Here is an 18,733-nt window from a genome sequence, read left to right as displayed (position 1 = left end):
GATGATTACAAGACGGAGCTTACTGAAAGCGTCGGCGGCGACAGGTCTTGCGCTCGCCGGTTCTCGGCTGGCGACGCCGGCGCTCGCGCAGGGCGGCAAGATTCGCCTGGGCTATGTTTCGCCGCAGACGGGGCCGCTCGCCGGCTTCGCCGAAAGCGATGCGTACAACATCAAGGCTTTCCTCGCATCCGAGGCGGGCAAGAATTTCGACGTCATCGTCAAGGACAGCCAGTCGAACCCCAATCGCGCGGCCGAGGTGGCGAAGAGCCTGATCGTCGACGACGAGATCAACCTGATGCTGGTCGGCTCGACGCCCGAGAACACCAACCCTGTCGCCACCACCTGCGAGGCGGAGGGCGTGCCCGTCATCTCGACTATGGCACCGTGGCAGCCCTGGTTCATTGGCCAACAGGGCAATCCGGCCGATCCGTCGTCGTGGAAGCCTTTCAAGTTCGCCTATCATTATTTCTGGGGCCTCGAAGACATCATCGCCGTCTACACCGGCATGTGGAAGCAGCTTTCCTCCAACGGCAAGGTGGGCGGGCTGTTCCCCAACGATGCCGACGGCAATGCCTGGGGCGACCCCAAGAACGGGCTGAAGCCCGGCCTAGATGCCGCAGGCTTCAGCCTCAGCGATCCCGGCCGCTATCAGAACCTCTCGGACGATTTCACCGCGCAGGTCAACGCCTTCAAGGCGGCGAATGCCGAGATCGTCACCGGCGTCGTCATTCCGCCCGACTTCACCACTTTCTGGAACCAGGCCCGCCAGCAAGGCTTCAAGCCCAAGGCGGTGACGGTGGCCAAGGCGATCCTCTTCCCGCAATCGGTCGAGACGCTCGGCGACGCCGGCCACAACCTCTCGTCCGAGGTGTGGTGGTCGGCCTCGCATCCGTTCAAGTCGTCGGTGACGGGTCAGAGTTCAGCGGACCTGGCGGCGGATTTCACCGCCAAGACCGGGCGCCCGTGGACCCAGCCGATCGGCTTCGTCCATTCGCTGTTCGAGGTGGCGGCCAATGTCATGGGTCGCGTTTCGGATCCGTCGAATGCCGAGGCGATCGCGGCGGCGATCGCGGCCACCGACATGACGACCGTGGTCGGCAAGGTGGCCTGGGGCGGCGCTGGGCTGCCGCCTTTCGCGGCGAAGAACGTCTGCAAGACGCCGCTCGTCGGCGGCCAGTGGCGCAAGAAGGCAAGCGGCGGCTTCGATCTGGTGATCGTCGAAAACGCCACCGCGTCCGAGATTCCGACCGCAGGCAAGATGGAAGCCCTGGCCTGACGCCGCCGAGGGCGGCGGATGCCGTCGCCCTCGTTCGGCGCGACCCGAGGATGACAGTGATGATACTCAGGCTGGAAAACGTCTCGAAGTCCTTCGGGGCCTTGAAGGTTACCGATGGCGTGACCGTCTCGGTGCGGCGCGGCGAGGCGTTGGGCATCATCGGCCCGAACGGGGCGGGGAAGTCGACGCTCTTCAACCTGATCACCGGCAATCTGCTCGCCAATGAGGGCCGCATCGAACTCCTCGGCCGCGACGTAACCCGCGCCCCGGCCATGGATCGGGTGCGCATGGGTGTCGGCCGCAGCTTCCAGATCCCGCAGCCCTTCGAGGGGCTGAGCGTGTTCGAGAACCTCTTGACCGCAGCCGCGTTCGGCCGGGGCGGCCGCGAGGCCGAGATGGTCGACGATTGCGCGCGTATCCTCGAAGAGACCGAACTTCTCAGGAAGGCCAATGTGCTGGCCGGATCGCTGAGCCTTCTCGACCGCAAGCGCTTGGAGCTCGCCCGCGCCCTGGCGACGGGACCCGAGCTGCTGCTTCTGGACGAGATCGCGGGCGGGCTGACCGAGGGCGAATGCAAGGCGCTGGTCGCGACGATCAAGGCCATCCACGCCAAGGGAACCACGATCATCTGGATCGAGCATGTCCTGCATGCTTTGACGTCGGTGGTCGAGCGGCTTCTCGTGCTGGATTTCGGGCGCGTGATCGGGATCGGCGCGCCGGACGCGATCATGGTCTCGCAGCAGGTTCGCGAAATCTATCTGGGGCTCGAGGTCTGATGCTGCTGGAGACGCGCGCCCTCACCGCGAATTACGGCCAGTTCCGGGCGCTGTTCGGCCTGGATATCTCCGTGGCGGCGGGCGAGTGCGTGGCGATCATCGGCGCCAACGGCGCGGGAAAGTCCACGCTGATGCGCTCGATCACGGGCGTGATCCGCAACGAGGCCGCCATGGTTCTGCACCGGGGCGAGCCCATCGGCGCGCTGTCCTCGGCCGAGATCATGAAGCGCGGCATCGCCATGGTGCCGGAAGGGCGCCGGCTCTTTGCCTCGCTGAGCGTCGAGGAAAACCTGCTGATCGGCGGGCAGGCGCGCAAGGCGCCGGGGCCGTGGAGCCTGGAGTCGGTCTACGACCTCTTCCCGATCCTGCGCGAGCGGCGCAAAAACCCCGGCACGGCGCTCTCGGGCGGCCAGCAGCAGATGGTCGCGATCGGCCGGGCGCTGATGTCCAATCCTGAATTGCTGCTGTGCGACGAGATCAGCCTCGGCCTCGCGCCCGTCGTCATCCGCGACATCTACGCAGCACTGCCCAAAGTCCGCGAAAGCGGCGCCGCGATCGTGCTGGTGGAGCAGGACATTGGCAAGGCGCTGGCGGTGGCCGACCGCGTCTACTGCATGATGGAGGGCCGGGTGACGCTGGTCGCCAAGGCGGCCGATGTCACGCGCGAAGAAATCCATTCCGCCTATTTCGGAGTGGCGGCATGACGAGGCAGCCCGGCATGCCCGCGCAATTTTCCCGCCGCCTGATGACGGGGGCGCGGCGATGATCTGGCTGGACACCCTCGTGCAGGGAATGCTGCTGGGCGGGCTCTATGCGCTGTTCGCGGCGGGGTTGAGCCTGGTCTTCGGCATCATGCGGCTGGTGAACCTCGCCCATGGCGACCTTATCGTCTTTGCCGCCTATCTGGTGCTGATGGGCGTCACGCTGCTTGGCCTGTCGCCCTGGGTCGCTGCGCTCATCGCCATGCCGGTGATGTTCGCGCTTGGCTGGCTGCTGCAGGCCGCCGTGCTGAACCGGGTGCTTGGCAAGGATATCCTGCCGCCGCTTCTCGTCACCTTCGGCCTGTCGGTTGCCCTGCAGAATGGGCTGCTCGAAGCCTTTTCCGCAGACAGCCGGCGCATTCCGGCAGGCGCACTGGAGGGGGCCTCGCTCGATCTCGGGCTGGTCACGGTGGGCGTGATGCCGCTGATGACCTTTGCGTCCGCGATCATCGCCATCGTGGCCTTGAACGGGCTCTTCTATCACACCGCCCTCGGCCGTGCCTTCCGCGCCACCTCGGACGACGCCGTGACGGCGGGCCTGATGGGGATCGAGCCGAAACGGGTGTTCGCCATCGCCACCGGGATCGCGATGGTCGTGGTGACGCTGGCGGCGCTCTATCTCGGCATGCGGGCGAACTTCGATCCCTCGATCGGGCCGGCGCGGCTGATCTATGCCTTCGAGGCGGTGATCATCGGCGGCCTCGGCAGCCTGTGGGGAACGCTTGCGGGCGGGATCATCATCGGCGTGGCCCAGACGGCCGGCGCGGCGGTGAATCCGGAATGGCAGATTCTGGCGGGCCACATCGCCTTTCTGGCCGTGATGCTGCTCAAGCCGCGGGGCCTGTTCCCGCGCGCAGTGGATTGAGGGCGGCATGTATCGGCTGACAACCCGCACCCGCGCCGGAACTGCCACGGAGATCGCCGTGATCGTTCTGGTCGTGGCCGGGCTCGCCTTGCCCGCCGTGACCTCGCGCGGTGTCATACAGGACCTGTTCTTCATTCTCACCATGCTGACGCTGGCGCAGATCTGGAACCTGCTGGCGGGCTATGGCGGTCTCGTCTCGGTGGGTCAGCAGGCCTTCGTCGGCATCGGCGCCTATGCGATGTTCGCCGGGGTGATCCTGCTCGACTGGAACCCGGTTGCCGCGATCCTGCTGGGCGGCCTTGCGGCGCTGGCCCTGGCCGTTCCCACGGCCTTCTTCGCCTTCCGCCTGCAGGGCGCCTATTTCGCCATCGGCACCTGGGTGATCGCCGAGGTGACGCGACTGCTGATCGCGCAATGGAAGGCGCTCGGCGGCGGCACCGGCACCTCGCTGCCACGCGAGGCGACGAGCAACATCATGGGCACGGATGCGATCCGGACGCTGTTCGGCGTGCGCGAGGCGGCCGCCCGCGACATTCTCGCCTATTGGCTGGCGCTGGCGCTGGTCGTGGCCGTCACCGGCTGCATCTACTGGCTGCTGCGCAGTCGCCTCGGGCTGGCGCTGGCGGCCGTGCGCGACAATGTCGATGCGGCCCAGGCGGTCGGCGTCGATGTCGGGCGGCTCAAATGGGCGGTGTTTCTGATCGCCGCGGCCGCCACCGGACTGACCGGCGCGCTGATCTTCGTGCAGACCGCCCGCATCTCGCCGGAGGCGGCCTTCGCCGTCACCGACTGGACGGCCTATGTCATCTTCATCGTCGTCATCGGCGGCATCGGCACCATCGAGGGACCCATCGTCGGGGTGCTGGTGTTCTTTGCGCTGCGTTCGGCGCTGGCCGACTACGGCAGCTGGTACCTGATGACACTCGGCCTCGCCGCCATCGCGGTGATGCTGTTCGCACCGAAGGGGCTGTGGGGGCTGATTTCGGCCCGCACCGGCCTGCACCTGTTTCCGGTCCGCCGCAGGCTGGCCGGTCCTAAGATCGAGGGAGGACATTGATGGCGGATATCGAAACCGACGTGCTGATCGTGGGCACGGGCCCGGCCGGCTCGGCCACGGCGGCACTTCTCGCCAGCTCCGGCGTGGCCAACATGATCGTGAACCGCTACCGCTGGCTGTCGAATACGCCGCGTGCCCACATCACCAACCAGCGCACCATGGAAGTGCTGCGCGACCTCGGGCCGGAGGTTGAGGCCGAGGCCGTGATGCACGCCTCGCCGCAGGAACTGATGGGCGAGAACGTGTTCTGCGAAAGCCTGGCCGGCGAAGAGCTTGGCCGGATGAAGAGCTGGGGCACCGACCCGCTCTCCAAGGCTGAACATCTCCAGTCGTCGCCGTCCTTCATGAACGATCTGCCCCAGACCTTCATGGAGCCGATCCTGTTCAAGACGGCGTGCGCGCGCGGCACGCAGGCGCGCATGAGCACCGAATATGTCAGCCATGTCCAGGATGCGGACGGCGTCACCACGACCTGCCGCGACAGGCTATCGGGCAGGAACTTCACCGTGCGGTCGAAATTCCTCGTCGGCGCCGATGGCGGCAACTCGCTGGTGGCCGAGCATCTGGGCCTGCCTTTCGAGGGCAAGATGGGCGTTGGCGGGTCGATGAACATCCTGTTCCGGGCCGATCTTTCGAAATACGTCGCGCACCGGCCAAGCGTCCTCTACTGGGTCATGCAGCCCGGTGCCGATGTCGGCGGGATCGGCATGGGTCTCGTTCGCATGGTGCGGCCGTGGAACGAGTGGCTCATCGTCTGGGGCTACGACATCAACCAGCCGCCGCCCGATGTGACGCCCGAACTGGCAACCGGCGTCGCGCGCCAGCTGGTCGGAGATACCGACCTTGAGATCGAGCTCCTGGGCGCCAATACCTGGACCGTGAACAACTGCTTTGCCACGCACATGCAGAAGGGGCGGGTGTTCATCATGGGCGACGCCGCGCACCGGCATCCGCCCTCGAACGGGCTTGGCTCCAACACGTCGATCCAGGACGGGTTCAACCTCGCCTGGAAACTCGCCAAGGTCGTCAAGGGGCAGGCGGGGATCGGGCTTCTGGACAGCTACTCGGCCGAGCGTGCGCCGATCGCGCGCCAGATCGTGACGCGCGCGAACCAGTCGATCGCCGAGTTCGGCCCGATCTTCGAGGCGCTCGGCATGGATGGCGGCGTGGATCACGACAAGATCCAGAGGAACATGGAGGCCCGCGCCGACGCCACACAAGCCGCCGAAGCGCAACGCGAAGCGCTGCGCAAGGCCATCGCCTTCAAGAAATACGAGTTCGACGCCCATGGCGTCGAGATGAACCATCGCTATGCGTCGGGCGCCGTGGTGACCGACGGCCACCCCGAGCCGGCTTTCGAGAAGGATCGCGAGCTGCACTATGCGCCCACGACCTGGCCCGGCGCGCGCCTGCCGCATGTCTGGGTCTTCGAGCGCTCGGGCAGGAAGCTCTCGACACTCGACCTTTGCGGACATGGCGAGTTCACGCTGTTGACCGGCATCGGCGGGGAGGCGTGGGTCGCCGCCGCGGAGACGGTCGCCGTGGAACTCGGTCTGCCGATCCGCACCCATGTGATCGGCCCGCGCCGCGCGATCGAGGACCATACCGGCGACTGGGCGCGCGCACGCGAAATCCGCGACGCCGGCTGCCTGGTGGTGCGCCCCGACCATCACGTCGCCTGGCGTTCCGAAACGCTGGCGGCCGATCCGGCGACCGAGCTGCGCCGCGTCTTCAAATCCGTTCTGGCGCGCTGAGGAGGATCCCATGACCGACGAACACGAACACGGCTATTTCACCGAAGCGAACTCGGCCGAAGTCGTCGTGGCGCGCAACAAGAACGCCAAGGACCGGCGGCTCGGCCAGGTCATGGAGGTCATCACCCGCAAGCTGCACGAGGCGGTGAAGGAGATCGAGCCGACGCAGGAGGAATGGTTCGAGGCGGTCATGTTCCTGACGCGGACGGGCCAGATCTGCAACGAGTGGCGGCAGGAGTACATCCTGCTGTCGGATGTCCTCGGCGTCTCGATGCTGGTCGACGCGATCAACAACCGCAAGCCGTCCGGCGCCTCGGAATCCACCGTGCTGGGGCCATTCCATGTCGCCGACGCGCCCGAACTGCCGATGGGCTCGAACATCTGCCTCGACCAGAAGGGCGAGCCGATGTTCGTGCATGGCCGCATCCTCGACACCGATGGCAACCCGATCGCTGGCGCCAAGATCGATGTCTGGCAGGCCAATGACGAGGGCTTCTACGACGTGCAGCAGAAGGGCATCCAGCCCGACTTCAACCTGCGCGGCGTCTTCCGCACCGGCGTGGACGGACGCTACTGGTTCCGCGGCGCAAAGCCCAAATACTACCCGATCCCGGATGACGGGCCGGTCGGCAAGCTGCTCGGCGCGCTGGGGCGCCACCCCTATCGCCCGGCGCATCTCCACTACATCGTCGAGGCCGAGGGTTTCGACGCGCTGACCACGCACATATTCGATCCGGACGACCCGTATATCGATACGGACGCCGTCTTCGGCGTGAAGCAGAGCCTGCTCGCCGAATTCCGCAAGGTCGAGGATGCCGAAGCCGCGGCGAAGGCCAAGGTTGCCGCGCCGTTCTACGACGTCGAGTTCGATTTCGTGCTTTCGCGAAAGAAGAAGTGATCCCCGCGCGCCGGGTGCCGCGCAGGCGCCCGCACGCAGGTCGGTATCGCGCAAAAATGGGAGGAAACTGATGGCCGCACTCGAGAAGATGTTCGATGTCAGAGGCAAGTCGGTGATCGTCACCGGCGGCGCCAGCGGCATCGGCCAGGCCTATGCAGAGATCATGGCCGAGCATGGCGCGAAGGTCTGCATCTTCGACCTGAACCCCGCCGGGCTGGACAAGACCGTCGCCGCGATCAGGGCCGCGGGCGGCGATGTCTGGGGCCAGGTCGTCGATGTCGGCGACCGCGCGTCGATGGCCCAAGCCTTCGACAAGGTGGCCGAGAAGGCGGGCTCGATCGACGTCGTGTTCGCCAATGCCGGGATCGACGCCGGACCGGGCTTCAACAGCCCGACCGGCGAGAGGAACCCCGAGGGCGCCATCGAGAACCTGGCTGACGAGCACTGGGACAAGGTGATCGAGATCAACCTGACTTCGGTCTACACCACCATCAAGCATGCCGTCCGGCACATGAAGCCGAATGGCGGCGGCCAGATCATCGTCACGTCGTCCATCGCCTCGCTGATCAACGAGAGCATCGTGGGCACGCCTTACATGCCCGCCAAGGCCGCGGTGAACCATCTCGTGCGCCACATGGCGATGGAACTCGGCGCCTACAACATCCGCATCAACGCCATTCTGCCCGGACCGTTCATCACCAACATCGCCGGTGGCCGGCTGCGCAATCCGGCCGACCGCCAGGCCTTCGAGGCCCAGTCGCTCGTCGGCCGCATCGGCGATCCGGAGGAGATCAAGGGGCTGGCGCTCTACCTGGCGTCGCCCGCCGCGTCCTACGTCACCGGCTCGCTGATCGTCATCGATGGCGGCTCGCTGCTGCGCATGACTTGAAGAAGCTTTGAACTGACGCCGGTCTCGTCGAGGGGACGGGCCGGCTTAACCCAGGGAGGAAATAACATGACCTACCACAACAGACTCGTGAAATCGGGTTTGCCCAGCCGCCGGACCGTGCTGAAGGGGATTGGGGCCGGTGTTGCGGCCGCCAGTACGCTGGCCATGCCGCGCTATGTGCGCGCCGCGACCGCTGGCAAGATCAAGCTTGGCTATCTCAGCCCCACCACCGGTCCGCTCGCCCTCTTCGGCGAGACGGACGGCTACACCTTGCAGAAGATCCGCGCCCTGCTCGGCGGCCAGCTGCAATGCGCCAACGGCAATACCTACGAGATCGAGATCCTCGATCGCGACAGCCAGTCCAATCCGAACAAGGCATCGGAAATCGCCGGCAACCTCATCCTGAACGACGAGGTGCACCTGCTCGTTCCGGCTTCGACCACCGACACGATCCTGCCCGCGGCCGAACAGTCGGAACTCTATGAGACGCCGTGCATCTCCTCGGGCGCGCCCTGGCAGGCGGTGATCATGCCGCGCGGCGGCGGCAAGCAGACCTTCGACTGGACCTACCATTTCTTCTGGGGTCTCGACGAAGCGCTGAACACCTTCGTCGGGCTCTGGAACCATCTGGAGACCAACAAGAAGGTCGGGATGCTGTTCCCCCAGAACATCGACGGCGAGACCTGGGGCAATGACGAATACGGCCTGCCGGCGCCGACCCGCAAGGCCGGCTACGACGTCGTCGTGCCCGGCTACTTCCAGCCGCGCACCAATGATTTCTCCGCCCAGATATCCGAATTCAAGAAACAGGGCTGCGACATCATCGGCGGCATCACCTATCCGGACGATCTGAAGACCTTCGTCACCCAATGCAACCAGCAGGGCTTCAAGCCGAAGGCGGTCACGGTGGCGGCGGCGCTGCTGTTCCCAGGCGGCGTCGAGGCGATGGGTCCGCTCGGCGCCGGCATGTCCTCCGAGGTCTGGTGGACGCCGGCCTTCCCGTTCAAGTCGTCGCTGACCGGGCAGGTCAGCCGCGACATCGCCGACCAGTGGGAAGCCGATGCGAAGCGGCAGTGGACGCAGCCGCTGGGCTATTCGCATGCCTTGCTCGAGGTCGCGCTCGACATATTGAAGCGCTCCTCCAATCCGCTCGATCGCCAGGCCAACCGCGACGCGCTGGTCGCCACCGATCTGCAGACGCTGGTCGGCCACATCAAGTTCGACGGTTCGCCGCACAAGAACATCTGCAAGACGCCGATCTTCGGCGGCCAGTGGGTGAAGGGCGAGAAATGGCCCTACGACCTGAAGATCGTCGACAACACGGTCAATCAGCTCTTCGCGCCCCAACAGGCGATCAAGCCGATCGCTTGGTGACATGAGCAGGGACGCGGACGGATCCATGGATAGGGCAATCCTGCTGACGGCGCGCGGCGTGTCGAAGTCCTTCGGCGCCGTCCGCGTCCTGCATGAGGTGAGTTTCGACGTGCATCGGGGCGAGGTACTGGGCATCCTCGGCCCGAACGGGGCGGGTAAGACGACGCTGTTCAACATGATCAGCGGCGATTTGAAGGCATCCGGCGGCGAGATCCAGCTCGGCGACACGGCGCTGCGCGGCGAGCCGCCCTTCCGTCGCTGCCAGATGGGAATCGGACGGACCTATCAGATCCCGCGTCCCTATTCCGGCATGACCACCTTCGAGAACCTGCTGGTCGCCGCCGCGGGGGGCGGCGGCCGGTCGGAGAAGCAAAGCTATGCTTTCTGTGCCCAGGTGCTGCGCGATTGCGAGCTTTCCGACAAGGCCAATGTCTCAGCCGGCGCCCTGACGCTGCTCGACCGCAAGCGGCTGGAACTGGCGCGCGCGCTGGCGTCGGATCCGAAGCTGCTGCTGCTGGACGAGATCGCGGGCGGGCTGACCGACGATGAATCGAAAGCGCTGGTGGCGCTGGTGCGCCGCATCCGCGACCGCGGCATCACCATCGTCTGGATCGAGCACGTGCTGCACGCGCTGCTGGCGGTGGCGGACCGGCTGTTGGTGCTGAACTTCGGCGAGAAGATCGCCGAAGGCGTGCCCGCCGAAGTGATCGCGCTGCCCGAGGTCCAGCGCGTCTATATGGGGATCGAGGCATGACGGCCGTTCTTTCCACCCACGGGCTGCTGGCCCGCTATGGCGATTTCCAGGCGCTCTACGGCATCGACATCGAGCTGCACCAGGGTGAGGCCGTGGCCCTGATCGGCGCCAACGGGGCAGGCAAGTCCACCCTCCTGCGTTCGATCATGGGCCTGCTCCCGGTTGGGCGCGAGATGGTGCGGCTGCACGGCGACCCTGTCGGTGGTACCGCGACCGACCGCATGGTGCAGAAGGGCGTCGCCATCGTGCCGGAGGGCCGCCGCCTGTTCACCGGCATGTCGGTCGAGGACAATCTGCGTGTCGCCATCGACCAGGCCGCGCGCATGGGCGCCAAGGGCGGATGGACGCTGCCACGGCTGCACCAGCTGTTCCCGATCCTCAAGGAGAAGGCCCGCACGCAGGTGCAGAGCCTCTCGGGCGGGCAGCAGCAGATGGTGGCCATCGGCCGCGCGCTGCTGTGCCAGCCGCGCGTGCTGCTTTGCGACGAGATCAGCCTCGGCCTTGCGCCCAAGGTGATCCGCGAGATCTATGCCGCCTTGCCCGAAATCCGTGCCACCGGGACGGCGATGATCGTGGTCGAACAGGATGTCGGCCTCGCCCGGACCGCCTCGGACCGTCTCTACTGCATGCTGGAGGGGCGCGTGACCCTGACCGGCAGGTCGGCCGAAATCACGCGCGAGCAGATCGGCAGAGCCTATTTTGGAGCGGGCCATGGAGTGGTTTGACGCCTTGGTGCAGGGGATCCTGCTGGGCGGCATGTATGCCCAGTACGCGCTCGGCATGGCGCTGATGTTCGGCGTCATGCGCATCGTCAACATCAGCCATGGCGATCTGGTGATCCTTCTGTCGCTGATCGGCATCTCGATGGCCACGGCCTGGGGCCTGGGACCGCTGCCTGTGCTGATCGTGTTGGTGCCGCTCGCGGTGCTGATGGGCTGGGTGCTGCAGAAGGCCGTGCTGAACCGGGTGGTGGGCAGCGACCCGCTGCCTTCGCTGATCGCGACCTTCGGACTGTCGATCGCGCTGCAGAACCTGATGCTGCAGATCTGGTCCGCGAACAGCCGGTCGCTGCCCGGACATGGGATCGAGAGCCAATCCATCGAGATCGGCAGCGTCTATATCGGCCTGCTGCCGCTGATCGTGCTGGCGGTCGCCACGGGCCTGACCTGGGGCCTCGATCTGACATTGAAGCGCACGCGCTTCGGCCGGGCGCTGCGCGCCGCGTCGGCCGATGTCGAGGCTGCGGCGATGACCGGCATCAACCCGCGCGCCGTCTATGCGATGGCGACGGCGGCGGCGGTCGGCATCCTGGGCTTTGCCGCCGTCTTCCAGGCGCTGCGGTCGACCGTCGCGCCGGCTGATGGACCGGCCCAGCTGATCTACGCGTTCGAGGCGGTGATCATCGGCGGCATGGGGACGGTATGGGGCGCCTTCGTCGGCTCGATGGTCCTCGGCATCTCGCAGGCCATTGGCTTCCGCATCGATCCAGGTTTTGGCGTGCTCGCCGGACACATCGTCTTCCTGATCGTGCTGGCGACCCGCCCGCAGGGCCTGTTCGGAAAGGCATTGACATGAGTGCGATCCCCTATGTGGAAACCGAGGCGCCCGAAGTCCTGGTGCAGCGCCAGACCCGCTCCGGTCGCGTCGCGATGACGCTGGCGGTGCTGGCGATGATCGCAGTCGCGGCCATGCCGTGGTGGGCCTCGACCGGCACGATCCGCTCGATCCTGGTGTTATGCTGCTACATCGCCGTCGCGCAGATGTGGAACCTGCTCGCCGGCTATGCCGGCCTCGTCTCGGTGGGCCAGCACGCCTTCATGGGCGCGGCCGGCTACGCGCTTTTCGTGTTGGCGCAGACCTACGGCATCAATCCGTTCGCGGCGGTCTTCCTGTCACTGCTGGTGCCGGCCGCACTTGCCGTGCCGATCTACCTTTTGCTTCATCGCCTGGACGGACCGTATTTCTCGATCGGCACATGGGTGGTGGCCGAGGTCTTCCGGCTGACGGCCTCGAACATGCCGTTGGTCAATTCCGGCGCGGGCATGTCGCTGCGCGTGATGAAGGATTATTCGGCCTTCGAGCGCAATGTCGCCATGTCGCTGCTCTGCGCCGGCATGCTGCTGGTCACGCTCGGCGGCAGCTACTGGCTGCTTCGCTCGCGCTTCGGCCTTGCGCTGATCGCCATGCGTGACAATCCGGTTGCGGCAGCCAGCCAGGGCGTGAATGTCGCAAAGCTGCGCTTCCTCGTCTACGTCGCGTCGGCGGTCGGCTGCGGCCTTGCGGGCGCGATCTACTTCATGGCGCAGTTGCGGATCACGCCGGGTTCGGCCTTCGACCCGATGTGGGCGAATGTGGCGATCTTCATCGTCATGGTCGGCGGGATCGGCTCCATCGAGGGCGTTCTGATCGGATCCCTGATCTTCTTCATCGCCGACCGCTGGTTCGGTGAATACGGCGCAACCTATTTCGTCGTCCTCGGCCTGATGACGCTGCTGGTGGCGCTCTACGCCCGCACGGGCATTTGGGGCCTGATCTCGAAACGGTGGGATGCGCCATGGTTCCCGATCCGACGCAAGCTCGTCGATCCGGACCGCTGAGAGGGAGGTTCTTATGAAAGCAGCCATCTTTGATACGGTCGGCAGTCCGCTGCGCGTCGGCACGGTGCCGGACCCGACGCCGGCGCCCGACGAGGTCGTCCTGCGTGTCGCCGCTTGCGGCATCTGCGGCAGCGACCTGCACATCACCGAGGATCCGGTGCCTTTCGGCATCGGCGGAGGCTTCGTTCTCGGTCATGAATTCGCCGGTGACATCATCGCGCTGGGATCACGCGTGGCGGGCCTTGGGGTCGGTGATCGTGTTGCCGTCGTGCCGATGCGCGGCTGCGGGCACTGCCAGGCCTGCAGGCGCGGCGATCCAGGCCGCTGCGCCGACATGGTGCTGATTGGTGGCGGCTATGCGCAATACGCGGCCGTCGCCGCGCGCCAGTGCCATGTCTTGCCTGAAGAGGTGGCACTGGAGGACGGCGCGCTGGCCGAGCCGCTCTCGGTCGCGCTGCACTGCATCGTGCGCTCGGGCATGAAACCGGGCGACCGGGTCGCGGTCCTGGGCGCCGGACCGATCGGCCTGCTCGTCGCCTTCTGGGCGCGGCGGATGGGGGCGTCGTGCGTGGTGGCCGATATCCACAGCCATCAGCGCGACCGCGCGCTGGCGCTTGGCGCGACCGGTTTCGCGCTATCGGGCAACAGGCTGGCCGAGAACCTTGCCGATCTCTGCGGCGGTGCGCCCGATATCGTCTTCGAATGCGTCGGCAAGCGCGGTCTCATCGACGCGGCGGTCAAGGCGGTCCGGCTGCAGGGCACGGTGGTCGGCGTCGGGCTGTGCATCGGCGGCGACGAATGGGACCCGTTCGTCGCGCTGACCAAGGAAGTGAACCTGCTGTTCTCGGTCTTCTTCCATCAGCGCAACGAGTTCGGCGTCGCCCTCGATGCGCTGCGCGGCGGACCTTTCGCGCCGCAGGCGCTGATCACCGATCGGATCGACCTCTCGCCGGTTCCGCAGGTTTTCGAGAGCCTTCGCCGCCGTACCACGCAGTGCAAAGTGCTGATCCAGCCCGACCTTGTCTGAGGAGGAATAAGAATGACCGTTCAGTTCGAAACGCTCGACTACGATGTCGGCGGCATAAAAACGGTGGTGAAGGCCATCGGCAAGGGCAAGCTCGTGCTGTTCCTGCACGGCGCCTCGACGCTGGAAGGTTTCGACTTTGCAGCAGGTCTCGCCGACCGGTTCCGCGTTCTGTGCCCCAGCCATCCGGGCTTCGGCTTTTCGGGTGCCGCGCCGCATGTGGCTGGGATGTCCGACATGGTTCTGCACTATCTGAGTCTGCTCGATGCCCTGAAACTGTCGGAAAAACCTCATCTCATCGGCTTTTCCATGGGCGGCTGGATGGCGACGGAGCTGGCCGGCCTTGCCCGCGAGCGCTTCGACAAGGTGGTGCTGATCGCGCCGGCAGGGCTCAAAGATCCCGCGCACCCGGCCACCGATCTCGGCGCGGTCGCGCCGCAGGAGCTGCCGGCCTTTCTGGCGCATGACGTCTCGGTGGCGTTGCGCTATTTCCCCGACGGCTCGGACCCGGCCTTTGCGGAGGCCTTCGGCGCCGACCGCGCCCGCGAAGGCGAGACGCTGGGCCGCCTGCTGGCGCCATTCGGCATGGTCCATCCCAATCTGCGCCGCTTCCTGGCGCGCATCACCAATCCGGCGCTGGTCGTTTGGGGCACCAAGGACCGTCTGCTGCCGGCCAGCCAGGCGCCACTCTTCGTCGAGGCGCTCCCGGATGCACGCCTGATCCTGGTCGAGGATGCCGGCCATTTCGTCATGCAGGAAAAACCAGAAACGCTGAACAAGATCGGCGACTTCCTCGCCGGCTGATCACATTTCAAACAAGGAGGAGAAAACGATGAACAAACCCATCAAGCATGGCTCATGGGGAACGACCGTCGACCATCGCGACCTGTTGGAGAAGATCGCCGAGATCGGGCCGATCCTGGAAGCCAATGCCGCCGCCGACGAGGAGAGCGGCGAACTGACCCAGGCTACGTTCGAGGCGCTGAAGCCGCTGCGCATGTCGCATATCTTCGCCGCCGAGAGCCTTGGCGGCGCGCAGTTGCCACCCACGCAGGGCCTTGAACTGATCGAAGCGATCACCTGGCATTCGGGATCGGCGGGCTGGGTTTCGATGGTGCATTGCTGCATCGGCGCGATGTCGGCGGCCTTCCTGCCGGACAGTGCGGTCGCGCGGCTTTTCGCGCCGGGCACCGACAACCGTTTCTCGGGGCAGGGCGCGCCGCTGGGCATGCTGAAGAAGGTCGACGGTGGCTATCGGCTGAACGGCAAGTGGAGCTATGGCAGCGGTTTCAGCCACGCCACCTACAGCCACAGCGCCGCCTTCGTCGATGACGGCACCGGCAAGCCCGCCAAGGACGAGAACGGCAATGTCATCGTCATGTGCGCGCATGCGCCGATTTCCGAGCACAAGCAGCTCGGCAATTGGGACGTGCTGGGCCTCGGCGGCACCGGCTCCATCGACTATGCGGCCGAGGAGGTCTTCATCGCCGACGATCTCGTCTTCCCGATCCTGACCGCGCCGCCGCTGCGCCAGAAGGAGTTCTTCAGCCTCGGTGTCGTGGGCCTCGCCGCCATCGGCCATACCGGCTGGGCTCTCGGTGCCGGCCGGCGGATGCTGGACGAGATCGCCAAATTCGCCCGCTCGAAGTCGGGCCGCGCCGGGCTGATCGGCGAGAGCGAGAAGTTCTGGCACGACTATGGCCGCGCCGAGGCCCGCTATCGTGCCGCCCGCGCCTTTGTCTTCGAAACCTGGCGCGACGTCGAGGCGACGGTCGAGGCCGGCAACAGGATGTCGACGCGGCAGATCAGCCTTGTGCATCTCGCCAAGTCCGAGATTCACGAAGTTGGCGTCGATATCTGCAACTTCGCCTACCGCGCAGGTGGCGGTGCGTCGCTGCGCGCCGGTGTGATCCAGCGCACCTTCCGCGAGATGATGGTGGCGGCCAACCACTTCACGATCGCGCCGTCGATCGTCACCTCGGCCGGCCGCGACATCGGCGGCATGTGGAGCGACCGCGTCTGGCAGTTCTACGACCTGATCGAGAAGAAGTAGTCCGAAGGGCCGGGCGGGTGGACACCGCCCGGCCGCCTTTCCACGCAGCAGAAGAGACATGTCGATGAACGCGCCGCATCCGATGACCAACGCCTTTCGCGAAGCCTTTCGCCGCCATCCGGCGGGCGTCGCCGTGATCACGGCCGACCCCGGCGACAGACCGGTGGCGATGACCGTGTCCTCGCTGATCTCGGTGAGTGCCGCGCCGCCGGTCGTCGCCTTCTCGCTGTCGATGAAATCGACCTCGTCCGAGCCCCTGCTGCGGGCCGAGACCATGGTGATCCACCTGCTCCGCTTCACCGATATCGACCTGGCGCAACTCTGCGCGTCGAGCGGCGCGGAACGCTTCCCGCCCGGGGGCGCCTGGGCGCGGCTGCCCACGGGGGAACCGCGCTATACCGGCGTTTCGACCTGGTTTCGCGCACGCCGGCTCGGCCTGCTGCCGATCGAGGGCGCGACGCTGGTCGCGGCGGAGTTGCTGGAAGGCGAGGTACAGCCGGACGAGGTCCCTCCTGAGGCGCATTCGCTGGTCTATCTCGACCGTCGTTGGCATCGCCTGCACAAGGAACTGGACGGCGTGGCCGAGCTGCTCGATACGTCCCGTTTTCTTTAAGCCCGCCTGTGGGCGAGGCGGGCTCAAAATATCGCTCGACGATATGGCGAGTGGCCATCGCGCTGCCGGAAGGGCTGCCACCCGCCGGGGGTAATCCCTGTGCTACTTCGGATTCCTCAAGCCGTTTGTCTTGCGCCACGCCTCGTACTCTGCGCGGGCGTCGTCATGCAGCGGATAATAGCGTTGCAACGGGGCGCCCTGGAGGAGCTTCTCGCGCGAGAATACTTCCCAATCGTGATGCTTCTTGGCTTCCTCGATGACCTTTGCCGCCATTGCGACGGGAACCACCACGACGCCGTCATCGTCGGCAACGATGATGTCGCCGGGGATCACCGTGACACCGCCGCAGGCAATCGGAACGTTGACGGCATTGGGATAGATGCTGGTCTGCACATGATAGTTCGGCGTCCAGCCGCGCAGCCATAGCGGCAGGTCGAGCTTCTCGACATTGGGCCTGTCGCGCATGCATCCATCGATGACGATGCCCGCGCCGCCTCTGCCCTTGAAGTAGGTGGACATCATATCGCCGAAGACACCCGAGCTCATGTCGCCGCGCGCGTCGACCACGACCACGTCGCCGTCCTGGGCGTGATAGAGCACGTGCCGATGCAGTTGCGTCTCCGGATCGGCATATTCTCCCTCGTTGAAGAGATCCGGCCGCTGCGGCAGGAACTGCAGCGTCAGCGCCGGCCCGACGATCGACTTGCCGTGGTTCTGCGCCACCGGTCCGACCATATGCGGATTGCGGAAGCCCATGTGGCCGAGCGTGCCGGCAACGGTCGCGGCGCCGATCTCCCTCAATCCCTCGATCAGGTCCTTGGGCGGCCGGATGATGTCGGAGGTATGCGTCATGGTGGACTCCGGTTGAAATTGAACTACCAGTTGGTGACAGAACCATCGCGGCGCTTGAGGTGGGGCGCTTCCCAGAAGCGGAAGCTCTGCGCCTGGATCGCCGCCTCATTGACCTCGACGCCGAGCCCCGGCAGATCGCCGACCGGATAGGCGGGGCCGTCGAGTTGCGGTTGCACGGGGAAGAACTCGGAACTGTCGAAACCCAGCTTTCTTTCCGGCACCCTGGTCTCGAGCCAGGCGAAATTGGGGACCGCGGCGGCGAGATGCACGGTCGCGGCCGTGCACACCGGGCCGAGCGGATTGTGCGGCATCAGGTCGACATAGTGCGCCTCGCTCCAGCCAGCGATCTTCATCGCTTCGGTGAGCCCGCCGACATTGCAGACATCGAGCCGGTTGAACTGATGGATGCCGCGCTCGATGTAGGGCAGGAACTGCCACTTGCTGGCAAATTCCTCGCCGATGGCGAACGGGATGTCGGTCATCGTGCGCAGGGATTCGTAGGCTTCCGGGGTTTCGTCGCGTATCGGTTCCTCGAGGAAATCGAGCACGCCGCGGCCGAGCTTGTTGCAGAAGCTCGCCGCCTCGGCCACCGACAGCCGATGATGATAGTCGATGCCGAGGACGGCGTCGTCGCCCAGGGCCTCGCGGGCCTTGTTCAGCATCCGCGCGGTCACGCCGATCGACTCGCGCGGCTCGAAGATGTCCTTGCTGCTTTGCCCGGCGGGGAAGAAGCGGATCGCCTGCCAGCCCTGTTCGTACAATTCGCGGGCTCGTTCGATGGCAACATCGCCCTCGGCCTCGTCTCCGGTCGAGGCGAAAGTGGGGACGCGGTCGCGCTGCTTGCCGCCGAGCAATTCGTAGACCGGCACGCCCAGCGCCTTGCCCTTGATGTCGTGAAGCGCGATGTCGATGGCGGAAATCGCCGCCTGCAAAACGCGGCCGCCTTCAAAATACTGGCTGCGATAGGCCTCTTGCCAGATGCGGCCGATCTGCAGGGGATCGCGGCCGATGAGGAATTCGCGATAGTGTTCGACCGCGCCGGTCACGGCCCTCTCGCGGCCGCTCAAGCCGCTCTCGCCCCAGCCGAAGATGCCCTGGTCGGTCTCGACCTTCACCAGCATCTGGTTGCGCGTTCCCACCCACACCGGGTAGGGCTTGATCGCGGTGATCTTGAGCTTCGTCGTCATCAA

General features: G+C 66.0%; 19 protein-coding genes. 17 read left to right on the top strand and 2 right to left on the bottom strand.

Features of this window, described 5'->3' with window-relative positions; translation table 11 throughout:
- Position 1 precedes the first annotated feature (1 nt).
- The 17 genes from FJV80_RS13415 to FJV80_RS13335 all read left to right on the top strand — a co-directional run bounded on the left by FJV80_RS13415 (position 2) and on the right by FJV80_RS13335 (position 16,691).
- On the top strand, positions 2 to 1,276 hold the full coding sequence (locus FJV80_RS13415; RefSeq protein WP_142876614.1) for an ABC transporter substrate-binding protein: 1,275 nt from the start codon (positions 2 to 4) through the stop codon (positions 1,274 to 1,276).
- Between the two features lie 56 nt (positions 1,277 to 1,332).
- A complete protein-coding gene (locus FJV80_RS13410) occupies positions 1,333 to 2,052 on the top strand; it encodes an ABC transporter ATP-binding protein (RefSeq protein WP_210202257.1) in 720 nt (239 codons plus the stop codon).
- Positions 2,049 to 2,756, top strand: coding sequence for an ABC transporter ATP-binding protein (locus FJV80_RS13405; protein WP_179296069.1), 708 nt, complete (start codon positions 2,049 to 2,051; stop codon positions 2,754 to 2,756). The genes FJV80_RS13410 and FJV80_RS13405 overlap by 4 nt, the downstream gene beginning before the upstream one ends.
- 58 nt (positions 2,757 to 2,814) lie before the next feature.
- Positions 2,815 to 3,678 carry a branched-chain amino acid ABC transporter permease gene (locus tag FJV80_RS13400; protein ID WP_142876613.1) on the top strand — a complete coding sequence of 288 codons (864 nt, stop codon included), beginning with the start codon at positions 2,815 to 2,817 and terminating at the stop codon, positions 3,676 to 3,678.
- 7 nt (positions 3,679 to 3,685) lie between these two features.
- Positions 3,686 to 4,735 (top strand): branched-chain amino acid ABC transporter permease, encoded by a 1,050-nt coding sequence (locus FJV80_RS13395; protein ID WP_142876612.1) that lies wholly within the window; start codon positions 3,686 to 3,688, stop codon positions 4,733 to 4,735.
- A complete protein-coding gene (locus tag FJV80_RS13390) occupies positions 4,735 to 6,489 on the top strand; it encodes an FAD-dependent monooxygenase (protein ID WP_142876611.1) in 1,755 nt (584 codons plus the stop codon). Before FJV80_RS13395 ends, FJV80_RS13390 begins: the two co-directional genes overlap by 1 nt.
- Positions 6,490 to 6,499: 10 nt before the next feature.
- Positions 6,500 to 7,387 carry an intradiol ring-cleavage dioxygenase gene (locus tag FJV80_RS13385; RefSeq protein WP_142876610.1) on the top strand — a complete coding sequence of 296 codons (888 nt, stop codon included), beginning with the start codon at positions 6,500 to 6,502 and terminating at the stop codon, positions 7,385 to 7,387.
- Positions 7,388 to 7,457: 70 nt separating this feature from the next.
- Positions 7,458 to 8,276 carry an SDR family NAD(P)-dependent oxidoreductase gene (locus FJV80_RS13380; protein ID WP_142876609.1) on the top strand — a complete coding sequence of 273 codons (819 nt, stop codon included), beginning with the start codon at positions 7,458 to 7,460 and terminating at the stop codon, positions 8,274 to 8,276.
- 66 nt (positions 8,277 to 8,342) lie between these two features.
- Entirely contained in the window at positions 8,343 to 9,650 is a 1,308-nt protein-coding gene (locus FJV80_RS13375; RefSeq protein WP_095774990.1) for an ABC transporter substrate-binding protein, read from the top strand.
- 25 nt (positions 9,651 to 9,675) lie between these two features.
- Positions 9,676 to 10,404, top strand: coding sequence for an ABC transporter ATP-binding protein (locus tag FJV80_RS13370; RefSeq protein ID WP_142876608.1), 729 nt, complete (start codon positions 9,676 to 9,678; stop codon positions 10,402 to 10,404).
- Positions 10,401 to 11,129 carry an ABC transporter ATP-binding protein gene (locus FJV80_RS13365; protein ID WP_142876607.1) on the top strand — a complete coding sequence of 243 codons (729 nt, stop codon included), beginning with the start codon at positions 10,401 to 10,403 and terminating at the stop codon, positions 11,127 to 11,129. The genes FJV80_RS13370 and FJV80_RS13365 overlap by 4 nt, the downstream gene beginning before the upstream one ends.
- Complete coding sequence (locus FJV80_RS13360; RefSeq protein ID WP_142876606.1) at positions 11,116 to 11,979, top strand: branched-chain amino acid ABC transporter permease; 864 nt, start codon at positions 11,116 to 11,118, stop codon at positions 11,977 to 11,979. The genes FJV80_RS13365 and FJV80_RS13360 overlap by 14 nt, the downstream gene beginning before the upstream one ends.
- Positions 11,976 to 13,001: a branched-chain amino acid ABC transporter permease gene (locus tag FJV80_RS13355; protein WP_095774987.1), complete on the top strand. Its 1,026-nt coding sequence runs from the start codon at positions 11,976 to 11,978 to the stop codon at positions 12,999 to 13,001. Before FJV80_RS13360 ends, FJV80_RS13355 begins: the two co-directional genes overlap by 4 nt.
- A gap of 13 nt (positions 13,002 to 13,014) precedes the next feature.
- Complete coding sequence (locus tag FJV80_RS13350) at positions 13,015 to 14,028, top strand: alcohol dehydrogenase catalytic domain-containing protein (protein WP_142876605.1); 1,014 nt, start codon at positions 13,015 to 13,017, stop codon at positions 14,026 to 14,028.
- Positions 14,029 to 14,040: 12 nt separating this feature from the next.
- Positions 14,041 to 14,829: an alpha/beta hydrolase gene (locus tag FJV80_RS13345; RefSeq protein WP_142876604.1), complete on the top strand. Its 789-nt coding sequence runs from the start codon at positions 14,041 to 14,043 to the stop codon at positions 14,827 to 14,829.
- A gap of 28 nt (positions 14,830 to 14,857) precedes the next feature.
- The gene (locus FJV80_RS13340; protein ID WP_095774984.1) at positions 14,858 to 16,078 is read left to right on the top strand and encodes an acyl-CoA dehydrogenase family protein; all 1,221 of its coding nucleotides are present in this window, start codon (positions 14,858 to 14,860) and stop codon (positions 16,076 to 16,078) included.
- A gap of 58 nt (positions 16,079 to 16,136) precedes the next feature.
- Positions 16,137 to 16,691, top strand: coding sequence for a flavin reductase family protein (locus tag FJV80_RS13335; protein ID WP_245318270.1), 555 nt, complete (start codon positions 16,137 to 16,139; stop codon positions 16,689 to 16,691).
- Positions 16,692 to 16,793: 102 nt separating this feature from the next.
- On the opposite strand, the gene FJV80_RS13330 is transcribed toward FJV80_RS13335, so the two are convergent.
- Together FJV80_RS13330 and FJV80_RS13325 are read right to left on the bottom strand one after the other, a co-directional pair.
- Complete coding sequence (locus tag FJV80_RS13330) at positions 16,794 to 17,543, bottom strand: ribonuclease activity regulator RraA (protein WP_142876603.1); 750 nt, start codon at positions 17,541 to 17,543, stop codon at positions 16,794 to 16,796.
- Positions 17,544 to 17,566: 23 nt separating this feature from the next.
- The gene (locus FJV80_RS13325; RefSeq protein WP_095789861.1) at positions 17,567 to 18,730 is read right to left on the bottom strand and encodes a mandelate racemase/muconate lactonizing enzyme family protein; all 1,164 of its coding nucleotides are present in this window, start codon (positions 18,728 to 18,730) and stop codon (positions 17,567 to 17,569) included.
- Positions 18,731 to 18,733: the final 3 nt, after the last annotated feature.

This window comes from Mesorhizobium sp. WSM4310, assembly GCF_007003935.1.
GTDB lineage: Bacteria > Pseudomonadota > Alphaproteobacteria > Rhizobiales > Rhizobiaceae > Mesorhizobium.
Note: the sequence above shows the minus strand (reverse complement) of the source record. Positions and strands in the feature narration are given on the sequence as shown.